Raw genomic sequence first — 14,773 nt, 5'->3', positions numbered from 1 at the left:
ATGACCGCGACCCACAGCCACCACGGCTACATCTCGGACAAGGACCGCTACCTCGCGCGGCTCAAGCGGATCGAGGGCCAGGCCCGCGGCATCCACCGGATGGTCGAGGAGGAGAAGTACTGCATCGACATCCTCACCCAGGTCAGCGCGCTCACGAAGGCCCTCGAGTCGGTCGCGCTCGGCCTCCTCGACGACCACCTCAAGCACTGCGTCATGGACGCGGCGATCGAGGGCGGCCCGGCCGCGGAGGAGAAGCTGAAGGAAGCCTCCGAGGCGATCGCGCGGCTCGTGCGCTCCTGACGTCCAGCGCAGTGGAGCGCGCGTAGTCTCGTCGCTCGTGCCGACGACTCCCTCGCCGCCTCCGACACCGGAACCAGCCGCGGCAGGGCACCTCCCGCCAGACGCCCTTCGACGGTGGTACGGCGGTTGGGAGCCCCTGGACCCCTCGAACATCGCCGAGTTCATGGCTGGCTTCGACCGACCGTGGTGGATCGTCGGAGGGTGGAGCATCGAGGTCTTCACGGGTGTCAGCAGGGTGCACGAGGACATGGACATCTCCATGCTGTCGAGCGACGCCGAGGCCTTCCGGTCGTTCCTCGGCGACCGCTGGACACCGTGGAACGTCGACGAGTCATGGTTCCGGCCGTTCGACGACCGGTTCCGGGAGGTGCGGCCGGACAGTCAGCTCTGGGTGCGGCGGGACGCGCAGTCCCCGTGGGTCCTGGACGTCCCGCTCACGCCGGACACCGAGGGGCGCTGGACGAACAAGCGCTACCTGGCGCACACGGAGGACCTCGAGACGGTCACCTGGGTTGCCTCCGACGGACTGCGCTACTCCAAGCCCGAGGTGGCGCTGTTGTTCAAGGCTGCGCAGGCGCGGGAGAAGGACCGGCAGGACGCGGAGGTGGCCCTCCCGATGCTGGACTCTGGTGCCCGCGCCTGGCTTCGCGACGCGGTCGCCCGGACGACACCGAACCATCCCTGGCTCAGCGAGCTGTAGCGACCCCGGAGGTCAGGAGCCGGCCGCACCCGAGGGCGGGTCGATCTGGTCGAGCATCTCGGTCAGGTGGCGCCGCAACCGTTCGCGGTGCTCGGTCTCCACCTCCTCGAGCTGCGCGATGTGCTCCTCGTGTCGTTGGCGCGAGGCCGCCGCGTCCTCGCGGATGCGGTACGCCTCGACGCGGGCATCGCCGGTCGCCTGCGCCGCCTCCCTCTGCGCGGCGCTCACCAGCCGTTCGGCCTCCGCGCGGGCGGCCTGGACGAGGTCGTCGGACTCGCGGCGGGCCGCAGCCACGAGGGCGGCCGCCTCGCTCCTGGCGTCCGCGCGCCACTGCTCGGTCTCGCGGGCCGTGATCTCCAGCAGCCGGGCTGCCGCCGAACCGTCGGACGCGTCGTCGCCGCCGCCGTTGCCGCCGTTGCTGCCGCCGGATCGTGCGTACGGATCGCCGTACGTGTGCGCGTTGATGCTCATCGCTGCCCTCCCGAGATTGGCATGGACGGTCCATTCTGCCGTTCCCGTCGCCGGTACGGCGTCGCGGCACCCGTTTTACCGCGGCGGGGGCAGGACTGCTACTGCGCGGCGCTGAGGATGCCGGCGACGAGGAACCCGAGCACGGTGAAGAGCCCCGCGAGCCGGCCGGCGCGCTCGTAGGACTCCGGGACCATCGAGTCGGCGAGCATGGTCAGCACGGCGCCGCCCGCGAACGCGCTGGCGATCTCGCCGCTGTGCGAGCCGGAGTCGGCGACGACGTACCCCGCCATCGACGCGAGGCCGCAGACGACGGTCAGGGAGCCCCACATCACGGTGATCCGGCGCTCGCCGACCCCCGACTCCCGCATGTCGGCGGTGCCCGCCAGGCCCTCCGGGATGTTCGACAGCAAGACGGCGGCGAGGAACGCGAGGCTGATCGAGCCGCCGAGGGCCAGGCCGAGGCCGAGGATGAAGGACTCGGGGATCCCGTCGAGCAGCGCGCCGAGGAACAGGGCCGTGCCCGAGCTGCCGCCGCGGTCGACCAGCCGGGCGCCGACGTAGTAGGCGAGCGCGCCGACGAGGAACGCCGCGCCGACCTCCCAGCCGAGATCGAGGTTGGCCTCCGGGATGAGCTCGTAGCCGACCGCGCTGATCAGGGTGCCGCCGCCGAAGGCCATCATCAGCCCGACGGAGCGCCGCGACCCGGCCAGCGGCCCGGCCAGGGCCTGACCCAGGAGGAGGGACCCTGCGGCGAGCAGTCCCCAGAGGAGGGCCTCGGTCATTCGCCCGCGTACAGCGGCGAGGTCTTGCTGGAGACCAGCTCGTGGCGCTCCTCGGGACTCAGCGCCTCGAACTGGGCACGGACGTCGGACGGGTAGCCACTCACCTCGGGCGCGTCCTCGACCGGCACGATCGTGTGCACGATGCGGTCGTCGTACACGTGCAGCATCGAGATCGCCTGGTGCCCGTCCACCCCGGACACGAAGCGGTCGAGCGGCGCCGGGTCGCCGGTGTAGCAGGTCGCGGACGCGACCGAGACCGGGATGCCGGCGAACATCGAGTGCGACGAGAAGTGGAAGTGGCCGCCGAGGATCGCGCGGACGTCGCTGCCCGCCACGACGTCGGCCAGGCGATGCTGGTCGAGCAGCTCGATGATCGCCGCGACCGGCATCATCGGCACCGGGATCGGCGGGTGGTGCATCGCCAGCACGGTCCCGTGCGGCGCCGGCGTGGCGAGGACGTCGCCCAGCCAGGCGAGCTGCTCGTCGCTCAGCTCGCCGTGGTGGTAGCCCGGCACGGTGGAGTCGATCGAGACGATCCGCAACCCGTCGACGTCGTACACCCGGTCCTGCGTCAGCTCGCTGTCCTCGCCGAACAGCTCGCGGGCGTACGTCGCCCGCTCGTCGTGGTTGCCCATGACCCACACGACCTCGGCGCCCATGGCCGCCGCCGCGGGCTCGACGATCTCGCGCAGCCGGGCGTACGCCTTCGGCTCGGCCTTGTCGGCGAGGTCGCCGGTGAAGACCAGCGCCTGCGGGGCCGGGTCGAGCCGCGCGAGCCGGGCCAGGGCCAGCTCGAGGCCGGCCTCGGTGTCGATGACGCCGTACTGCAACGCGTCGGCGAGCAGGTGCGGGTCGCTCAGGTGGGCGACGACATGACCGGGACTCGGGTACTGGCCGAACTGCACGGGTCTCACGCTACCGGCCGAGACCGGACCGCGGGCTCGTCGCGCCGCGCGGGGCGCCTGCGCGGTGACGACCGCTTGTTGCTACGTTTCCGCTATTGCAAAGACTGGGCAATAAGGGAAGCGAGGGGCGGCGTGCGCGACACGGCGGACGAGGTCGCGAGCGCCGACCCGCTCGGGCTCGCGGCCGGCCGGCGACGGACCCGGCTGTGGCTCGCCGGCCTCGCGCTCGGCCTGGTCGCGACGGTCGTCGCCGGCGTCGGCGTGGGTGCCGTCGTGGTGCCCGCGAGCACCGTCGCCCAGGTCGTCGGCCACCACCTGCTGGGCTGGCCCGCCGAGCGGACCTGGAGCGCGCCGGCGGACGCGATCGTGTGGCAGGTGCGCCTGCCGCGGGTGCTCCTGGGTGCGCTCGTCGGCGCCGGTCTCGCGATCTGCGGGGTGGCCCTCCAGGCGATGGTGCGCAACGTGCTGGCCGACCCGTACCTGCTCGGGGTGAACTCCGGGGCGTCGAGCGGTGCCGCCGCGGCGATCCTCTTCGGCGTCGGGGTCGGGTACGTCGAGCACGCCCTGCAGGCGATGGCGTTCCTCGGCGCGCTCGCCGCGTCGCTCCTGGTGTTCCTCGTGGCCCGCAGTGCCGGCCGCGTCACGTCGGTCCGGCTGCTGCTGGCCGGGGTCGCCGTCGGCTACGCGCTCTACGCCCTGACCAGCTTCCTCATCTTCGCGTCCGGCTCGGCCGAGGGTGCTCGGTCGGTGATGTTCTGGCTGCTCGGGTCGCTCGCCCTCGCCGAGTGGGGCACCCCGCTCGCGATCGTCGCGGTGGTCGTGCTCGGCGCCGCGGCGCTGCTGACCGCCTGGGGGCGCCGGCTCGACGCGCTGGCGATCGGGGACGAGACCGCCCACACCCTCGGCGTGCGCCCGGAGCGGTTCCGGCTCCAGCTGCTGCTCGTGGTCGCCCTCTGCGTCGGGGTCGTGGTCGCGGCGTCGGGCAGCATCGGCTTCGTCGGGCTGGTCGTGCCGCACCTCGCCCGACGCGCCGTCGGCGGGCCGCACGTCCGCGTCGTCGCGGTGGCCGCGCTGATGGGCGCGATCCTCCTGGTCTGGGCCGACGTCCTCGCCCGGACGCTCTTCGCGCCGCAGGAGATCCCGATCGGGATCATCACCTCCCTCGTCGGCGCGCCGTTCCTGCTCGTGCTGATCCGCCGGCTGCACGCCACCGGCGTCTAGCCACCAACCCCGAAGGAGAACCGTGCCCACCCAGCCCTCTCGCCGTCCTGCTCCCGGCTGGATCGCCGCGTCCGTGCTGCTCACCGGTGTCCTGACCGCGTGCGGGGCGGAGGCGGACGCACCGGAGCCCGCATCGGCCGGCACCGGCAGCCACCCGGTGACGATCGAGAACTGCGGCGCCGAGGTCACGTTCGACGCGGCGCCGCAGCGCGTCGTGCTGCTCAAGAGCTCGTCGGTGCCCTTCCTCCACGAGCTCGGGGTGCTGGACCGGGTCACCGCGCGGGCCGGGCAGTACCCGCCCGACTACTACGACGACGAGACCCTGGCCGAGCTCGAGGCGATCCCGCTGCTGACCGACGAGCTCGACAGCAGCGGCCACCTCCAGATCTCCAAGGAGGTCGTGATCAGCCAGGAGCCGGACCTCGTGCTCGGCGAGGTCGACAACCTCTCCCGCGCCACGCTCGACAGCGTCGGCATCCCGCTCATCGAGGAGCCCGCGCTCTGCGAGCAGGGCGTCGACGATCCCGGCTTCGACGACGTCTGGGCCCAGCTCGAGCTGTACGGCGAGGTCTTCGGCCGCGAGGCCGAGGCCCGGGCGGCCATCGCAGAGCTGAAGGGTGACCTCGCCGAGGTCGAGGCGCAGGCGGGTGCGCCCTCGGGGCGTACGGCGGCGGTGCTCTACCCGACCGTCGGCGGCGGCGTGACCTACGCCTACGGCACCAAGAGCATGGCGGCGCCGCAGCTCCGGGCAGCTGGCTTCGTGAACGCGTTCGGCGACGTCGACGAGCGGGTGTTCGAGGTGACCCTGGAGGAGCTGCTCGGTCGTGACCCCGACGTCCTGATCCTGCTCCACAGCGAGGGCGACCCGGCCGCCGTCGAGGACGCCATCACCGAGCTGCCCGGCGCGGAGGACCTGACCGCGGTCCGCAACGGCGACGTGATGGCGCAGCTGTTCAACTTCACCGAGCCCCCCACGCCGCTCTCGGTCGAGGGGCTCGAGCGGATCGTGGAACGGTTCGGATCGTGATCCGGGCCGACCAGCTCTCCTGGTCCTACGGCCGGTCCTCGGTGCTGCGGGCGGTGACGCTCGCAGCACCGCACGGGCGGGTGCTGGGACTGATCGGTCCCAACGGGAGCGGGAAGACGACGCTCCTGCGGCTGCTGTACGGCGCGTTGAGCAGCCCCACGGGATCGGTCACCGTCGACGGCGACCCGCTGTCCTCCCTCGCCCCGCAGGAGGCGGCCCGCCGGCTCGCGGTCGTCGTGCAGGAGGCCGGCGGCGAGAGCTCGATGACGGTCGCCGAGGTCGTGCTGCTCGGGCGCGGGCCGCACCTGTCGACGTTCCAGCGCGCCGGATCCGACGACCACGCGATCGCGGCACGGGCGCTCGAGCGGGTCGGGGCCGCACACCTGGCGCGGCGGCCGTTCGGGGGCCTCTCCGGCGGTGAGCGCCAGCGCGTGCTGATCGCCCGGGCGCTCACCCAGCAGTCGACGCACCTGCTGCTCGACGAGCCCACCAACCACCTCGACATCCGGTTCCAGCACGAGGTGCTCGGCCTCGTCGCCCGCCTGGCCCGCGACCTCGACACCACCACGGTCGTGGTGCTCCACGACCTCAACCTCGCCGCCCGCTACTGCGACGACCTGGTCCTCCTCGGCGCCGGCGGCGTCGCGGCCGCCGGCAGCGTCGACGAGGTCCTCCGGGCGGAGGTCCTCGAGCCCGTGTACGGCATCGGCATCGAGCGGATCGAGGCCGCCTGCCGCTTCCACCTGCTGTTCCATCCCTTCGACCCACAGGACGTCACCGCATGAACCCGCAGCTGCAGGACACCATCAACGCGTACTGGACCGACCGGGCGCCGGAGTACGACGCCTACCAGCAGCGGCCCGAACGACGCGACCTCGACCGGGACGCCTGGGTCCGGGTCTGGTCGCCGGCGCTGCCGCCGGCGCCCGTCGACGTGCTCGATGTCGGGACGGGCAGCGGGCACGTCGCCTGCCTGCTCGCCGACCTCGGGCACCGGGTCACCGGGATCGACCTCGCGGACGGGATGCTCGACATCGCCCGCGGGCACGCCGCCGCCTCGGTGCGCCCGCCGCGCATCCTGGCCGGCGACGCGGTGGCGCCCGACTTCCCGCCGGCGTCGTACGACGCGGTCGTCGGCCGCTACGTCATGTGGACGCTGCGCGACCCCGACGCGGCGGTCGCGAGCTGGGTCCGCCTGCTCCGGCCCGGCGGTGTCGTCGCCGTCGTCGACAGCACGTGGTTCACCGACGGTCTCGGCAACCTGTACGGCGACCGCCCCGACGCCACCCTCCCGCTGGCCGACGCGCGGACCATCGACGAGACCGCCGAGGTCCTGCGCCGCGCGGGCCTGGCCGACGTCACCGTGACGCCGCTCGAGGAGGTCCTGGAGCTCGACCGCGCCCACGGCGTCGCGCCCGGGCACGACGTCCAGCTGCAGTACCTCGTCAGCGGGCGGCTGGCCGGCTAGAACATCATCGACGCCGCCGGGGCGACGTCCGTGCGCATCGCCCGCCACAGCTCGGCGGCCGCGCCGGGACGCGCCTCGGTGACCAGCCCGGCTCGCACCCGGCCGACCAGGTTCCCGCCCCCGACGTACGCCGCTCCGAGCGCCTCGACCGGCAGCAGCAGGTCGGCGTCGGCGTCGGTGCGCTCGGCGGTCGCGGCGCCGGAGGCGTCGGCGCGGATCCGCCAGCGGCCGGCGTTCCAGGGGGCGTAGGTGTCGACGACCTCGACGACCACGTCGCACGGCGCGCTCCACGCGCGGGCGGCGAGCGCGGCGGGCAGGTCGACGAGGCGGATCCACAGGCAGTCGTAGGTCGACACCGTCGACGTCGAGCGTGGGCCCCCGACCCAGGTGAGGACCGGGTCCTCGGCGTAGCCGGTGCGCAGTCGGACGCTGCTCACCAGGTCGAAGTCGACCAGCCGGCGCACCAGCGCCAGCCGGGTGGCGGGGTCGCCGACCAGCAGCGGGACGTCCATGCTTCCCGACGGCCGGGCGTCCTCCCACTTCTGGTCGCGGCGCAGCATCGCGAACCCGACGTCGCGCCCGTCCCGCCGCGCGAACAGCACCCGCCACGGCTCCTTGTCGCGCAGCCACTCGGGGACCGACAGGCACAGCCGCTCGTAGTAGGACGCCGCCCCGACCACCGATCCCATGTCGGCGACCGCGCGGTGGCAGGCGTGCATCCGTTCCGGGGTGCCGGCGTCGCGGACGCTCACCAGCTGCGTGGTGATCGCACCGGCCGCCTCGTCGAGCCCGGGCGCGGTCAGCGTGGTGCCGCGCGACAGCGTGATCGGCAGCTCCAGCGACGCCAGCCCGTAGCCGTAGCGGCCGTAGATCGCGGGCTCGCTCGCGTGCAGCGCCGACACCGCGGTGCCGGGGGTGTCGCGCACCTGCTCGAAGTGGTGGCGCAGCATCGCCGACAGCACGCCCCGCCGGCGGTGGTCGGGGTGCACGCCCACCCACGTCAGCCCGGCGCACGGGACGAGCCGGTCGCCCGGGACGGCCAGCTCGAGCGGGTACACGCCGTAGATGCCGGGGTACGTCGTCGGGTCGGTGGGCGCGTCGAGCTCGGCGGCGAAGCGCTGGTCGGCGGGCACGCCCAGCAGCTGCGTCTCGACCGGGGCGGACAGCTCCTCCTGGAACCAGACCACGGTGTCGGTGCGCAGGAACCGCTCGGCGTCGGCGGCCACGCCCACCCGGATGTCAGTCATGGGCCCCAGCCAACAACGTGGCCGTCGGGTCGGACAACCAGATTGTCGTGGGTGAGGAAGCCGCCGCGCGCCCGTCGCGCCGCCGCCCGCACGCCGTGGTCGGGATGCAGCGCCCCGACGACCGGGTCCGGGTCGGCGCCGTACCGGAACGGCGCGTAGAGCCGGCCGGAGTCGATCAGCGCGCGGGCGTCGGGGTCGGTGACCGCGCGCTCGAGCACGTCGCGGCGGTGCGCCCAGCCGGACTCGCTCTGCGGGACGAGGAAGTCCATCGTGCGCGTGGTGACCGCGAGGTTCTCCCGCGCGGCCGCGCGCCGCTCGGCGTCGTACGCGTCCACGATGCTCGGGTCCGCCCAGCCGTGCAGCGCGTAGGCGATGCGCCAGGCGGCGTTCTCGGCGTCGGCGACGCCGGAGTTCAGCCCGCGTGCGCCGAACGGCGCCATGAGGTGCGCGGCGTCGCCCGCCAACAGCACCCGCCCTCGGCCCATCGACGTCGCGCACCGCGAGTGGAAGCGGTACACCGTGCACCAGACGACCTCGTGCTCCTGGTCGCCGACGATCCGGCGGATGCGTCGGTCCAGGTCGCCGTTCGCGCGTTCCTGCTCGAGGTCGAAGCCGGGCGGCACCTGCCAGTCGATGCGGTACGTCGAGTCCGGGCAGGGATGCATCAGCACCTGGCGGCCCGGATTCCAGGCGGGGTCGAAGTAGAAGCGCCGCTCGAGCTCGCGGTCGGGCAGGTCGCAGCGGATGTCGCAGATCAGGAACTGGTCGTCGAACGTGCGGCCCTCGAAGTCCGCGCCGATCGCCCGACGCACGACCTCGCCCCGAGCACCCGCGCAGCCGACGACGTACGGCGCCTCGATGTCACCCCGATCGGTGTGGACGCGCACGCCGCCGGGACGGGCGGTGATGCCGGTGACGGTCGTGCCCCAGCGCACCTCGATCCCCGGCGTGGCCGCGATCCGCTCGTCGAGGACCTGCTCGACGCGGGCCTGCCCGATGTTCACCCACGGCGGGAAAGCCGAGCCGCTGCTGTCGGAGAACGCCACGTGGAACAGCTCGTGCTCGCGGTAGTACGTGCGCGCCACCCGCCAGGTCACGCCCTCGTCCGCGATCGTCCGCCCGGCGCCGACGGTGTCCCAGATGTCCAGGGTGTCGCGCTGCTGGCAGATCGAGCGCGACCCGACGACCTCGCGCCGCGGGTGCGCGTCGACGACCAGCACGGGCACGTCCCAGCGGGCCAGCAGCAGCGCGGCCGTCTGGCCGACCGGTCCGTTCCCGACGACGACCACCGGCGGTCCGTCGTACATGCGGCCAGCGTAGGACTCTTTGCCCGCGCCGACCCTTGAATGCGTAGCCGTCACGGATGTCCGGCGCCCGGCGCTCGCGCGAGGCTGCCCCCATGGCGACCCTGGTGCTCACGATGGCGCTCGACCCGCGGCGCGGGGACACGGTGGTGCGGACCGTCCGCGACGAGGTGCTGCCCTGGGTCCGCCGGCTGCCTGGGTTCACGGCCGGCCGTTGGCTGCGCAGCGAGGACCACGGCTGCTGCCTGGTCGTGCTCGACTTCGACACGACGGACGACGCCCGCGCGGTGGCGGAGCTGCTGGCCGCCGACGCCGGGCACCCGGCCCGCGCATGGAGCCTCGAGAAGGTCGTGCTCGCCGATCAGATCGCGGTGACGTCCCGGCCACCCGCGCTCGGGGGAGCGACGTAGGTGGCCAGCTGGCCGCGACCGCCGCTGCCAGTGCGTTGCAGCAGCCGTGCGACGTGGGTCTCGACGGTGCGCGTCGAGAGGAACAGCCGCTCGGCGATCGCCTGGTTCGTGAGTCCCTGCGCGACGAGCTCGAGCACGTCGTACTCCCGCGCGGTGACGCCGAGGTGCTGCAGGTGGTTCGGCACCGGGCGAGCGCCTGCGGCCTTGCGGGGTACGGCGATCCCGGCGTCACGCATCGCCGCCCGGCAGGCGGACGCGGCCTCGGTCTGCCCGGCCTCGACCAGGCCGTCCAACGTCTGGCGGAACCACAGCTCGGGCTCGCCCCACCCGTCGGCGGCCGCCGCCCGGGCGACGAGGCCGCGCATGTGGACCTCCATCCAGGGCTCGGGTCCCGGATGGGTCCACGTCGCGTCGGCGAAGGTCTGCTCGGCCTCCTCGGCGCGGCCCTCACGGCCGAGCGCGACGGCATCGGCGTACCGCAGCGCGAACCAGTTGTGCGGGCTGGTGATCTGCGGTCCGTCGCGCACCTCGTCGCGCGCCGCGGCGCCGTCGCCGTGCACCGTCTCCAGCAGTGCCCAGAGCCCGCGCATCGAGAACGCCAGCCCGGGGTGCAGCCGGTAGACCTCCATGCCGGCGGCGAACGCGGCCCGTGCCTCGTCGTACCGCCCGCGCGCCAGCGCCACCGGTCCGCGGACATGGGCGTCCTTCCCGGCGATGAGCTCGGGGTCGTCGGGGGCGGTCCGCAGGCCGGCGGCCAGGTCGACCTCCATCTCCTCGGGCCGTCCGGCCAGGCCATGGGTCATCGCCCGGATCAGGTAGGCGCTGCCGAGCGCCGGGAGCCGCAGCCGGGTCATCAACGCGATCGCGGCGTCGGCTGCGGCCATCGCCCGCTCCAGGTCGAGGTAGCGGATCCGGAGCAGGTTGAGCTGGAGGTCGACGATCGCCGCCGTCGCGAGCGAGCCGGCCTCCAGTGCTGCGGCGCGGGCCGCGAGCAGGCGGTCCTCGGTGGGCCGGCGCCCGACCAGGTCGAGGCTGCCGAGCTGCTGGAGGATCCGGGCCCGCCAGTGCCCGAGGCCGTGCTGCTCGGCGATCCGGTAGGCCTCCTCGAAGGCCTCCTCCGCCTGCAGCACGTCGCGCCCGCGCGCGGCCCGGCCGATGACCTCCCACGCCTCGCACGCGACGTCGGCGCGCTCGCCGGCCGCGGCGAGCGCGACCTGCGCCTCCGCCACGGCCTGGTCCGGCTGCAGCCGGCCCAGCGCGACCCCGGCGCGCAGCACCGCGGTCCCGGCGGGGTCGACGCCGTCGATGGGCGCCAGCAGGTCCGCGGCCTCGTCCCAGAGACCTCCCGCGTACGCCGCGCGCGCGAGCCTCAGCCGCACCGGAGCCAGCCGGTCGGCGGCCGCGCCCGACCGTTCGAGGTCGGCGACCAGCGACTCGCCCACCCGAAGCGCCGCCGGCGAGTCGCCCGCCAGGGCGTGCACCTCGAGCAGCGTCTGCCGGACCGCGAGGCCGGTCTCGGAGTCCGGCTCGACCAGGTCTCCGGCGCGGCCGACCATCTCCAGAGCGGTGGCCAACGCGCCCTTGCCGAGCGCGTCCACCGCCGCGGTGTGCCAGGCCCCGGCGGATCGTTCGGCGTCCCCGGCGAGGTCGAAGAGCTCGGCGAGCGTCTGCTGGTCGACGTCGGCGTCGGGCCGCGCGCACGCCTCGGCCAGCCGCCTGGCCAGCTCGGCCCGCTCGGGTGGCAGGAGCGCGGCCAGCACCGCCTCACGCGTGAGCGCGTGCCGGAACGCGAAGCTCTGCTCGCGCGCGGCGACGATCTGCTGGTCGACCAGGGTTCGCAACGCCTGGAGCACGCTCGCATCGTCGAGCTCGAGGGCCGCGGGCAGTGGCGTCCAGTCGAAGTCGGAGCCGAGGACGGCCGCGGCTCGGGCGACCTGCTGGACGACGGGCTCCTGCGTCTGCAGCCGCAGCTGCACGGTCCGCGCGAACGTCTCGGGCACGGCGGCGGTGATGGGGCCGGCGACCTGCCAGGTGCCGTCCGGAGCCGCGACCAGCGCACCGGCCGCCTGCATGCCGGTGAGCAGCTCCTCGACGAGGAGCGGCACGCCCTCGGCGTTGGCGGTCACGAACTGGCGGACCTCCGAGGGCACGTCGCCGCCGAGGCAGGCCGCCACCATCGCGTCGGTCGCGGCGGCGTCGAGGACCGTGAGGTCGAGGCGCTCCGCCGACCCGCGAGTGACCAGGGCGTCCACGAGCTGCTGGGTGGCGGCGGACTCGCCGGGTCGCGTGGTGGCGACGACCAGCAGGGGTACGTCGGCGACGTTGTCGGCGACGTACTCGAACACCGCGAGCGTCTCCGGGTCCGCCCAGTGCAGGTCCTCCAGGACGAGCAGGCAGCCGCGTCCCTCCCCGGCCGCCGCAGCGAGTCGCAGCAGCGCCTCGCCGAGCAGCACCAGGGAGGTCGCCTGCTCGCCCGCACGGCCGTCCCAGAGCTGGGGTGCGAGGCGGGCCAGCGAGGGCCGGAAGGGATCCATGCGCGTCGAGGCAGGGAGCTCGTTGCGGCGCAGCCAGGCGAGCAGCGCCTCGCTCAGGGGACGCAGCGGCGTCGGGGTCGACGCCCGCACCGCACGTCCGGACAGCACGACCAGGCCGTGCTCCTCGGCGTCGGACTGGAGGGCCGCGACGGCCCGGGACTTGCCCACGCCCGGCTCGCCGGAGAGCACGACGGTGCCGCCCCGGCCGTCCACGGCGCGCTGCGTGGCGGCGCGCAGGAGTCCGGTCTCGGTGTCCCTACCGACCAGGACCGGGCACTTCACCCGCTGCACATTAGCTAGATGCGTAGGTGCGCGCACTCGGTTACGTAGTCACGACGGATGTCTCCGAAGTGGGTCCGCGGCGAGGGTTCTGGCAACCGCCGACAACGACGTCGGCACTCACGAAAGGCACCAACCCATGTCACGCCCCACGTCTCGGACCGCTCTCGGCTCGCTGGCCGTCACGGCGCTCACCTCCACCCTCCTCGTCGGGGCGCTGCCCGCCGACGCCACCCCCACCTGGGTGCACAACTCCTCGATCAGCAAGTCCGGCGCCCTGCCGTCCGACGCGACGGTCGCCGTCGCCGACGACGGCACGGCCGTCGCGGCCTGGGTCCGCGAGGTCGGCCCCGACCTGCGGGTGCAGGTCGCCTCCGCCTCCGACGGCGTGTGGGGCACGGTCTCCACCGTGTCGGATGCAGGCAAGGACGCCGCCGACCCGTCGGTCGCGATCAACGAGCACGGTGACGCCGTGGTCACCTGGCTCCAGCCCGACCTGAACGACGACCTCCGGCTGGCCGCGTCCCGTCGGCTCACCAGCTCGACCTGGGACGGCCGGGCCCTGATCTCGCCGCAGGACGCCACCGTGGACGGCCCGGCCGACATCGCCCTCAGCGGCGACGGCCGGCTGCACGCGGCGTACGTCGCGGTCGACGACGCGAACCTCCGGACGGTGCAGGTCACGACCTGGGGCACCGACGGCGACGCCGCTGAGTCCAAGCTCCTGTCCGGTAGCGACGACGGCTATGGCCCGTCGATCGACGTGAACGACTCCGGCGCCGGGCTGGTGTCGTTCCACGACGCCGAGGGCCCCGCTCCGGACGACGTCATCATGGTCAGCCGCCTCGCTGCCGGGGCCACCTCCTGGCAGCAGGCCAAGGAGGTCTCGGAGGGCGTGCACGGTCTGCAGACCGACGTCGCGGTCAGCGACTCGGGCTTCGGGCGGGTCGCCTTCACGCGGACCTGGGAGGGCGACCACCGGGTGTCGGCGGTGAAGGTGCAGCCGAACGGCAGTGCCGGCAACCCGGCGTTCGTCTCGCCCGCGGGCAGCGACGCCGCGGACCCGAGCATCGACATGAGTGCCGCTGGCGACGCCCTGCTGGCGTGGCGATCGACGACTGACGGGACCAACGGGATCGGCTACGCCAGCGGCAAGCCGACCGGCGAGTGGATCCCGGGCGCGCTCAAGGTCGACGTCTTCTCGCCGTCGAACCCGACCGCGCTGATCAGCGACACCGGCGTCACGGCGATCACGTACGGCGGCAGCGGTCGCCTGCTGGCGGCGTACCGCACCCGGTCGATCTTGCCGTTCACCTACTTCGACTCCGGCGACCAGGACTTCAAGTCCGGCAGCGCCGCGGGTGGCATGGACGACCAGGGCAACACGCTCCTGGCCGGGGTCCTGCCCGACGAGCTCGTCGGGGCGTTCCTGGACGTCGCCGGCCCGGTGATCGAGACGTCGGCGCCCGCGAACGCCCTGAAGAAGTCCTACCGGCTGACGTGGAGCGGTCTCGACCGGCTCTCCGCCGTGCAGGACTCCGACGTCGTCGTTCGCACGGCTCCGTGGAACGGCACGTTCGGCGACTCGAAGCAGCTCGCGGAGAACACCGACGCGGATGCGCTGCAGGTTGCGCTGGCTCCGGGTCGGACGGCGTGCGCGTCGGTGCAGATGCGGGACACGGTCGGCAACCTCTCGCTCTGGTCCGAGCGCTGCACCACCGCGCCGGTCGACGACCGGGCCCTGCAGGCCACCACCGGGTTCATCAAGGCGAAGGGCAAGGGCCACTACCGCGGCACGGTCATCACCACGACCGACAAGGGCGCCCGACTGATGCTCGCCGGGGCGAAGGCGAAGCGGCTGGCGCTGGTCGTGGCCAAGTCCCCGAACGCCGGCTCGGTCCGGGTCAGCTTCGCCGGAGTCGACCTCGGCGTCTTCAGCCTCAAGGGCAGCGGCAAGAAGAAGGTCGTGCCGGTGAAGACCTTCGGTGCGGTCAAGAGCGGCAAGCTGGTGATCACCGTGGTCAGCCCGAACGGCAAGCCCGTCGTGATCGACGGAGTCGTCGTCGCGAAGTGACGCAGGCGCACGGCCCCGGACACCTCACTCGAGGTGACCGGGGCCGTTGCG

General features: G+C 73.7%; 14 protein-coding genes. 8 read left to right on the top strand and 6 right to left on the bottom strand.

Features of this window, described 5'->3' with window-relative positions; translation table 11 throughout:
• Entirely contained in the window at positions 1–300 is a 300-nt protein-coding gene (locus ABD875_RS17340) for a metal-sensitive transcriptional regulator (RefSeq protein WP_345180454.1), read from the top strand.
• Positions 301–463: 163 nt separating this feature from the next.
• On the top strand, positions 464–1,000 hold the full coding sequence (locus tag ABD875_RS17335; protein ID WP_345180453.1) for a nucleotidyltransferase domain-containing protein: 537 nt from the start codon (positions 464–466) through the stop codon (positions 998–1,000).
• Positions 1,001–1,012: 12 nt separating this feature from the next.
• Here ABD875_RS17335 and ABD875_RS17330 read toward each other — a convergent pair whose 3' ends face one another.
• The 3 genes from ABD875_RS17330 to ABD875_RS17320 all read right to left on the bottom strand — a co-directional run bounded on the left by ABD875_RS17330 (position 1,013) and on the right by ABD875_RS17320 (position 3,158).
• On the bottom strand, positions 1,013–1,471 hold the full coding sequence (locus ABD875_RS17330; RefSeq protein ID WP_345180451.1) for a hypothetical protein: 459 nt from the start codon (positions 1,469–1,471) through the stop codon (positions 1,013–1,015).
• A gap of 98 nt (positions 1,472–1,569) precedes the next feature.
• The gene (locus ABD875_RS17325; protein WP_345180449.1) at positions 1,570–2,253 is read right to left on the bottom strand and encodes a ZIP family metal transporter; all 684 of its coding nucleotides are present in this window, start codon (positions 2,251–2,253) and stop codon (positions 1,570–1,572) included.
• Positions 2,250–3,158 carry a metallophosphoesterase gene (locus ABD875_RS17320; protein ID WP_345180447.1) on the bottom strand — a complete coding sequence of 303 codons (909 nt, stop codon included), beginning with the start codon at positions 3,156–3,158 and terminating at the stop codon, positions 2,250–2,252. The genes ABD875_RS17325 and ABD875_RS17320 overlap by 4 nt, the downstream gene beginning before the upstream one ends.
• Before the next feature lie 132 nt (positions 3,159–3,290).
• On the opposite strand from ABD875_RS17320, the gene ABD875_RS17315 reads away from it, so the two are divergent.
• Genes ABD875_RS17315 through ABD875_RS17300 form a run of 4 tightly spaced genes read left to right on the top strand, consistent with a single transcriptional unit; the run spans position 3,291 to position 6,874 of the window.
• Positions 3,291–4,379, top strand: a complete 1,089-nt coding sequence (locus ABD875_RS17315; protein ID WP_345180446.1) for a FecCD family ABC transporter permease — start codon at positions 3,291–3,293, stop codon at positions 4,377–4,379.
• A 22-nt stretch (positions 4,380–4,401) separates the two neighbouring features.
• A complete protein-coding gene (locus ABD875_RS17310) occupies positions 4,402–5,406 on the top strand; it encodes an ABC transporter substrate-binding protein (protein ID WP_345180444.1) in 1,005 nt (334 codons plus the stop codon).
• Positions 5,403–6,191, top strand: a complete 789-nt coding sequence (locus ABD875_RS17305; protein WP_345180442.1) for an ABC transporter ATP-binding protein — start codon at positions 5,403–5,405, stop codon at positions 6,189–6,191. Before ABD875_RS17310 ends, ABD875_RS17305 begins: the two co-directional genes overlap by 4 nt.
• Positions 6,188–6,874 carry a class I SAM-dependent methyltransferase gene (locus ABD875_RS17300; RefSeq protein ID WP_345180440.1) on the top strand — a complete coding sequence of 229 codons (687 nt, stop codon included), beginning with the start codon at positions 6,188–6,190 and terminating at the stop codon, positions 6,872–6,874. The genes ABD875_RS17305 and ABD875_RS17300 overlap by 4 nt, the downstream gene beginning before the upstream one ends.
• On the opposite strand, the gene ABD875_RS17295 is transcribed toward ABD875_RS17300, so the two are convergent.
• Positions 6,871–8,121, bottom strand: a complete 1,251-nt coding sequence (locus tag ABD875_RS17295) for a GNAT family N-acetyltransferase (protein ID WP_345180439.1) — start codon at positions 8,119–8,121, stop codon at positions 6,871–6,873. The genes ABD875_RS17300 and ABD875_RS17295 overlap by 4 nt on opposite strands.
• Complete coding sequence (locus ABD875_RS17290) at positions 8,118–9,428, bottom strand: FAD-dependent monooxygenase (RefSeq protein WP_345180437.1); 1,311 nt, start codon at positions 9,426–9,428, stop codon at positions 8,118–8,120. The genes ABD875_RS17295 and ABD875_RS17290 overlap by 4 nt, the downstream gene beginning before the upstream one ends.
• Positions 9,429–9,520: 92 nt before the next feature.
• Between ABD875_RS17290 and ABD875_RS17285 the strand changes: the two genes are divergently transcribed.
• A complete protein-coding gene (locus tag ABD875_RS17285) occupies positions 9,521–9,835 on the top strand; it encodes a hypothetical protein (RefSeq protein WP_345180435.1) in 315 nt (104 codons plus the stop codon).
• On the opposite strand, the gene ABD875_RS17280 is transcribed toward ABD875_RS17285, so the two are convergent.
• The gene (locus ABD875_RS17280; protein ID WP_345180433.1) at positions 9,787–12,651 is read right to left on the bottom strand and encodes an ATP-binding protein; all 2,865 of its coding nucleotides are present in this window, start codon (positions 12,649–12,651) and stop codon (positions 9,787–9,789) included. The genes ABD875_RS17285 and ABD875_RS17280 overlap by 49 nt on opposite strands.
• Positions 12,652–12,787: 136 nt before the next feature.
• Here ABD875_RS17280 and ABD875_RS17275 point away from each other — a divergent pair, with 136 nt between their 5' ends.
• Positions 12,788–14,722 carry a hypothetical protein gene (locus ABD875_RS17275; protein ID WP_345180431.1) on the top strand — a complete coding sequence of 645 codons (1,935 nt, stop codon included), beginning with the start codon at positions 12,788–12,790 and terminating at the stop codon, positions 14,720–14,722.
• Positions 14,723–14,773 lie beyond the last annotated feature (51 nt).

The sequence above is a fragment of the Nocardioides caricicola genome (assembly GCF_039541135.1).
Lineage (GTDB): Bacteria > Actinomycetota > Actinomycetes > Propionibacteriales > Nocardioidaceae > Nocardioides > Nocardioides caricicola.
This window is presented reverse-complemented; position numbering and strand designations above follow the sequence as displayed.

Coding starts and splice junctions, on each gene's coding strand:
- ABD875_RS17340 (WP_345180454.1), top strand. CDS start 1: ATGACCGCGACCCACAGCCACCACGGCTACATCTCGGACAAGGACCGC.
- ABD875_RS17335 (WP_345180453.1), top strand. CDS start 464: ATGGCTGGCTTCGACCGACCGTGGTGGATCGTCGGAGGGTGGAGCATC.
- ABD875_RS17285 (WP_345180435.1), top strand. CDS start 9,521: ATGGCGACCCTGGTGCTCACGATGGCGCTCGACCCGCGGCGCGGGGAC.
- ABD875_RS17330 (WP_345180451.1), bottom strand. CDS start 1,471: ATGAGCATCAACGCGCACACGTACGGCGATCCGTACGCACGATCCGGC.
- ABD875_RS17300 (WP_345180440.1), top strand. CDS start 6,188: ATGAACCCGCAGCTGCAGGACACCATCAACGCGTACTGGACCGACCGG.
- ABD875_RS17290 (WP_345180437.1), bottom strand. CDS start 9,428: ATGTACGACGGACCGCCGGTGGTCGTCGTCGGGAACGGACCGGTCGGC.
- ABD875_RS17325 (WP_345180449.1), bottom strand. CDS start 2,253: ATGACCGAGGCCCTCCTCTGGGGACTGCTCGCCGCAGGGTCCCTCCTC.
- ABD875_RS17295 (WP_345180439.1), bottom strand. CDS start 8,121: ATGACTGACATCCGGGTGGGCGTGGCCGCCGACGCCGAGCGGTTCCTG.
- ABD875_RS17275 (WP_345180431.1), top strand. CDS start 12,788: ATGTCACGCCCCACGTCTCGGACCGCTCTCGGCTCGCTGGCCGTCACG.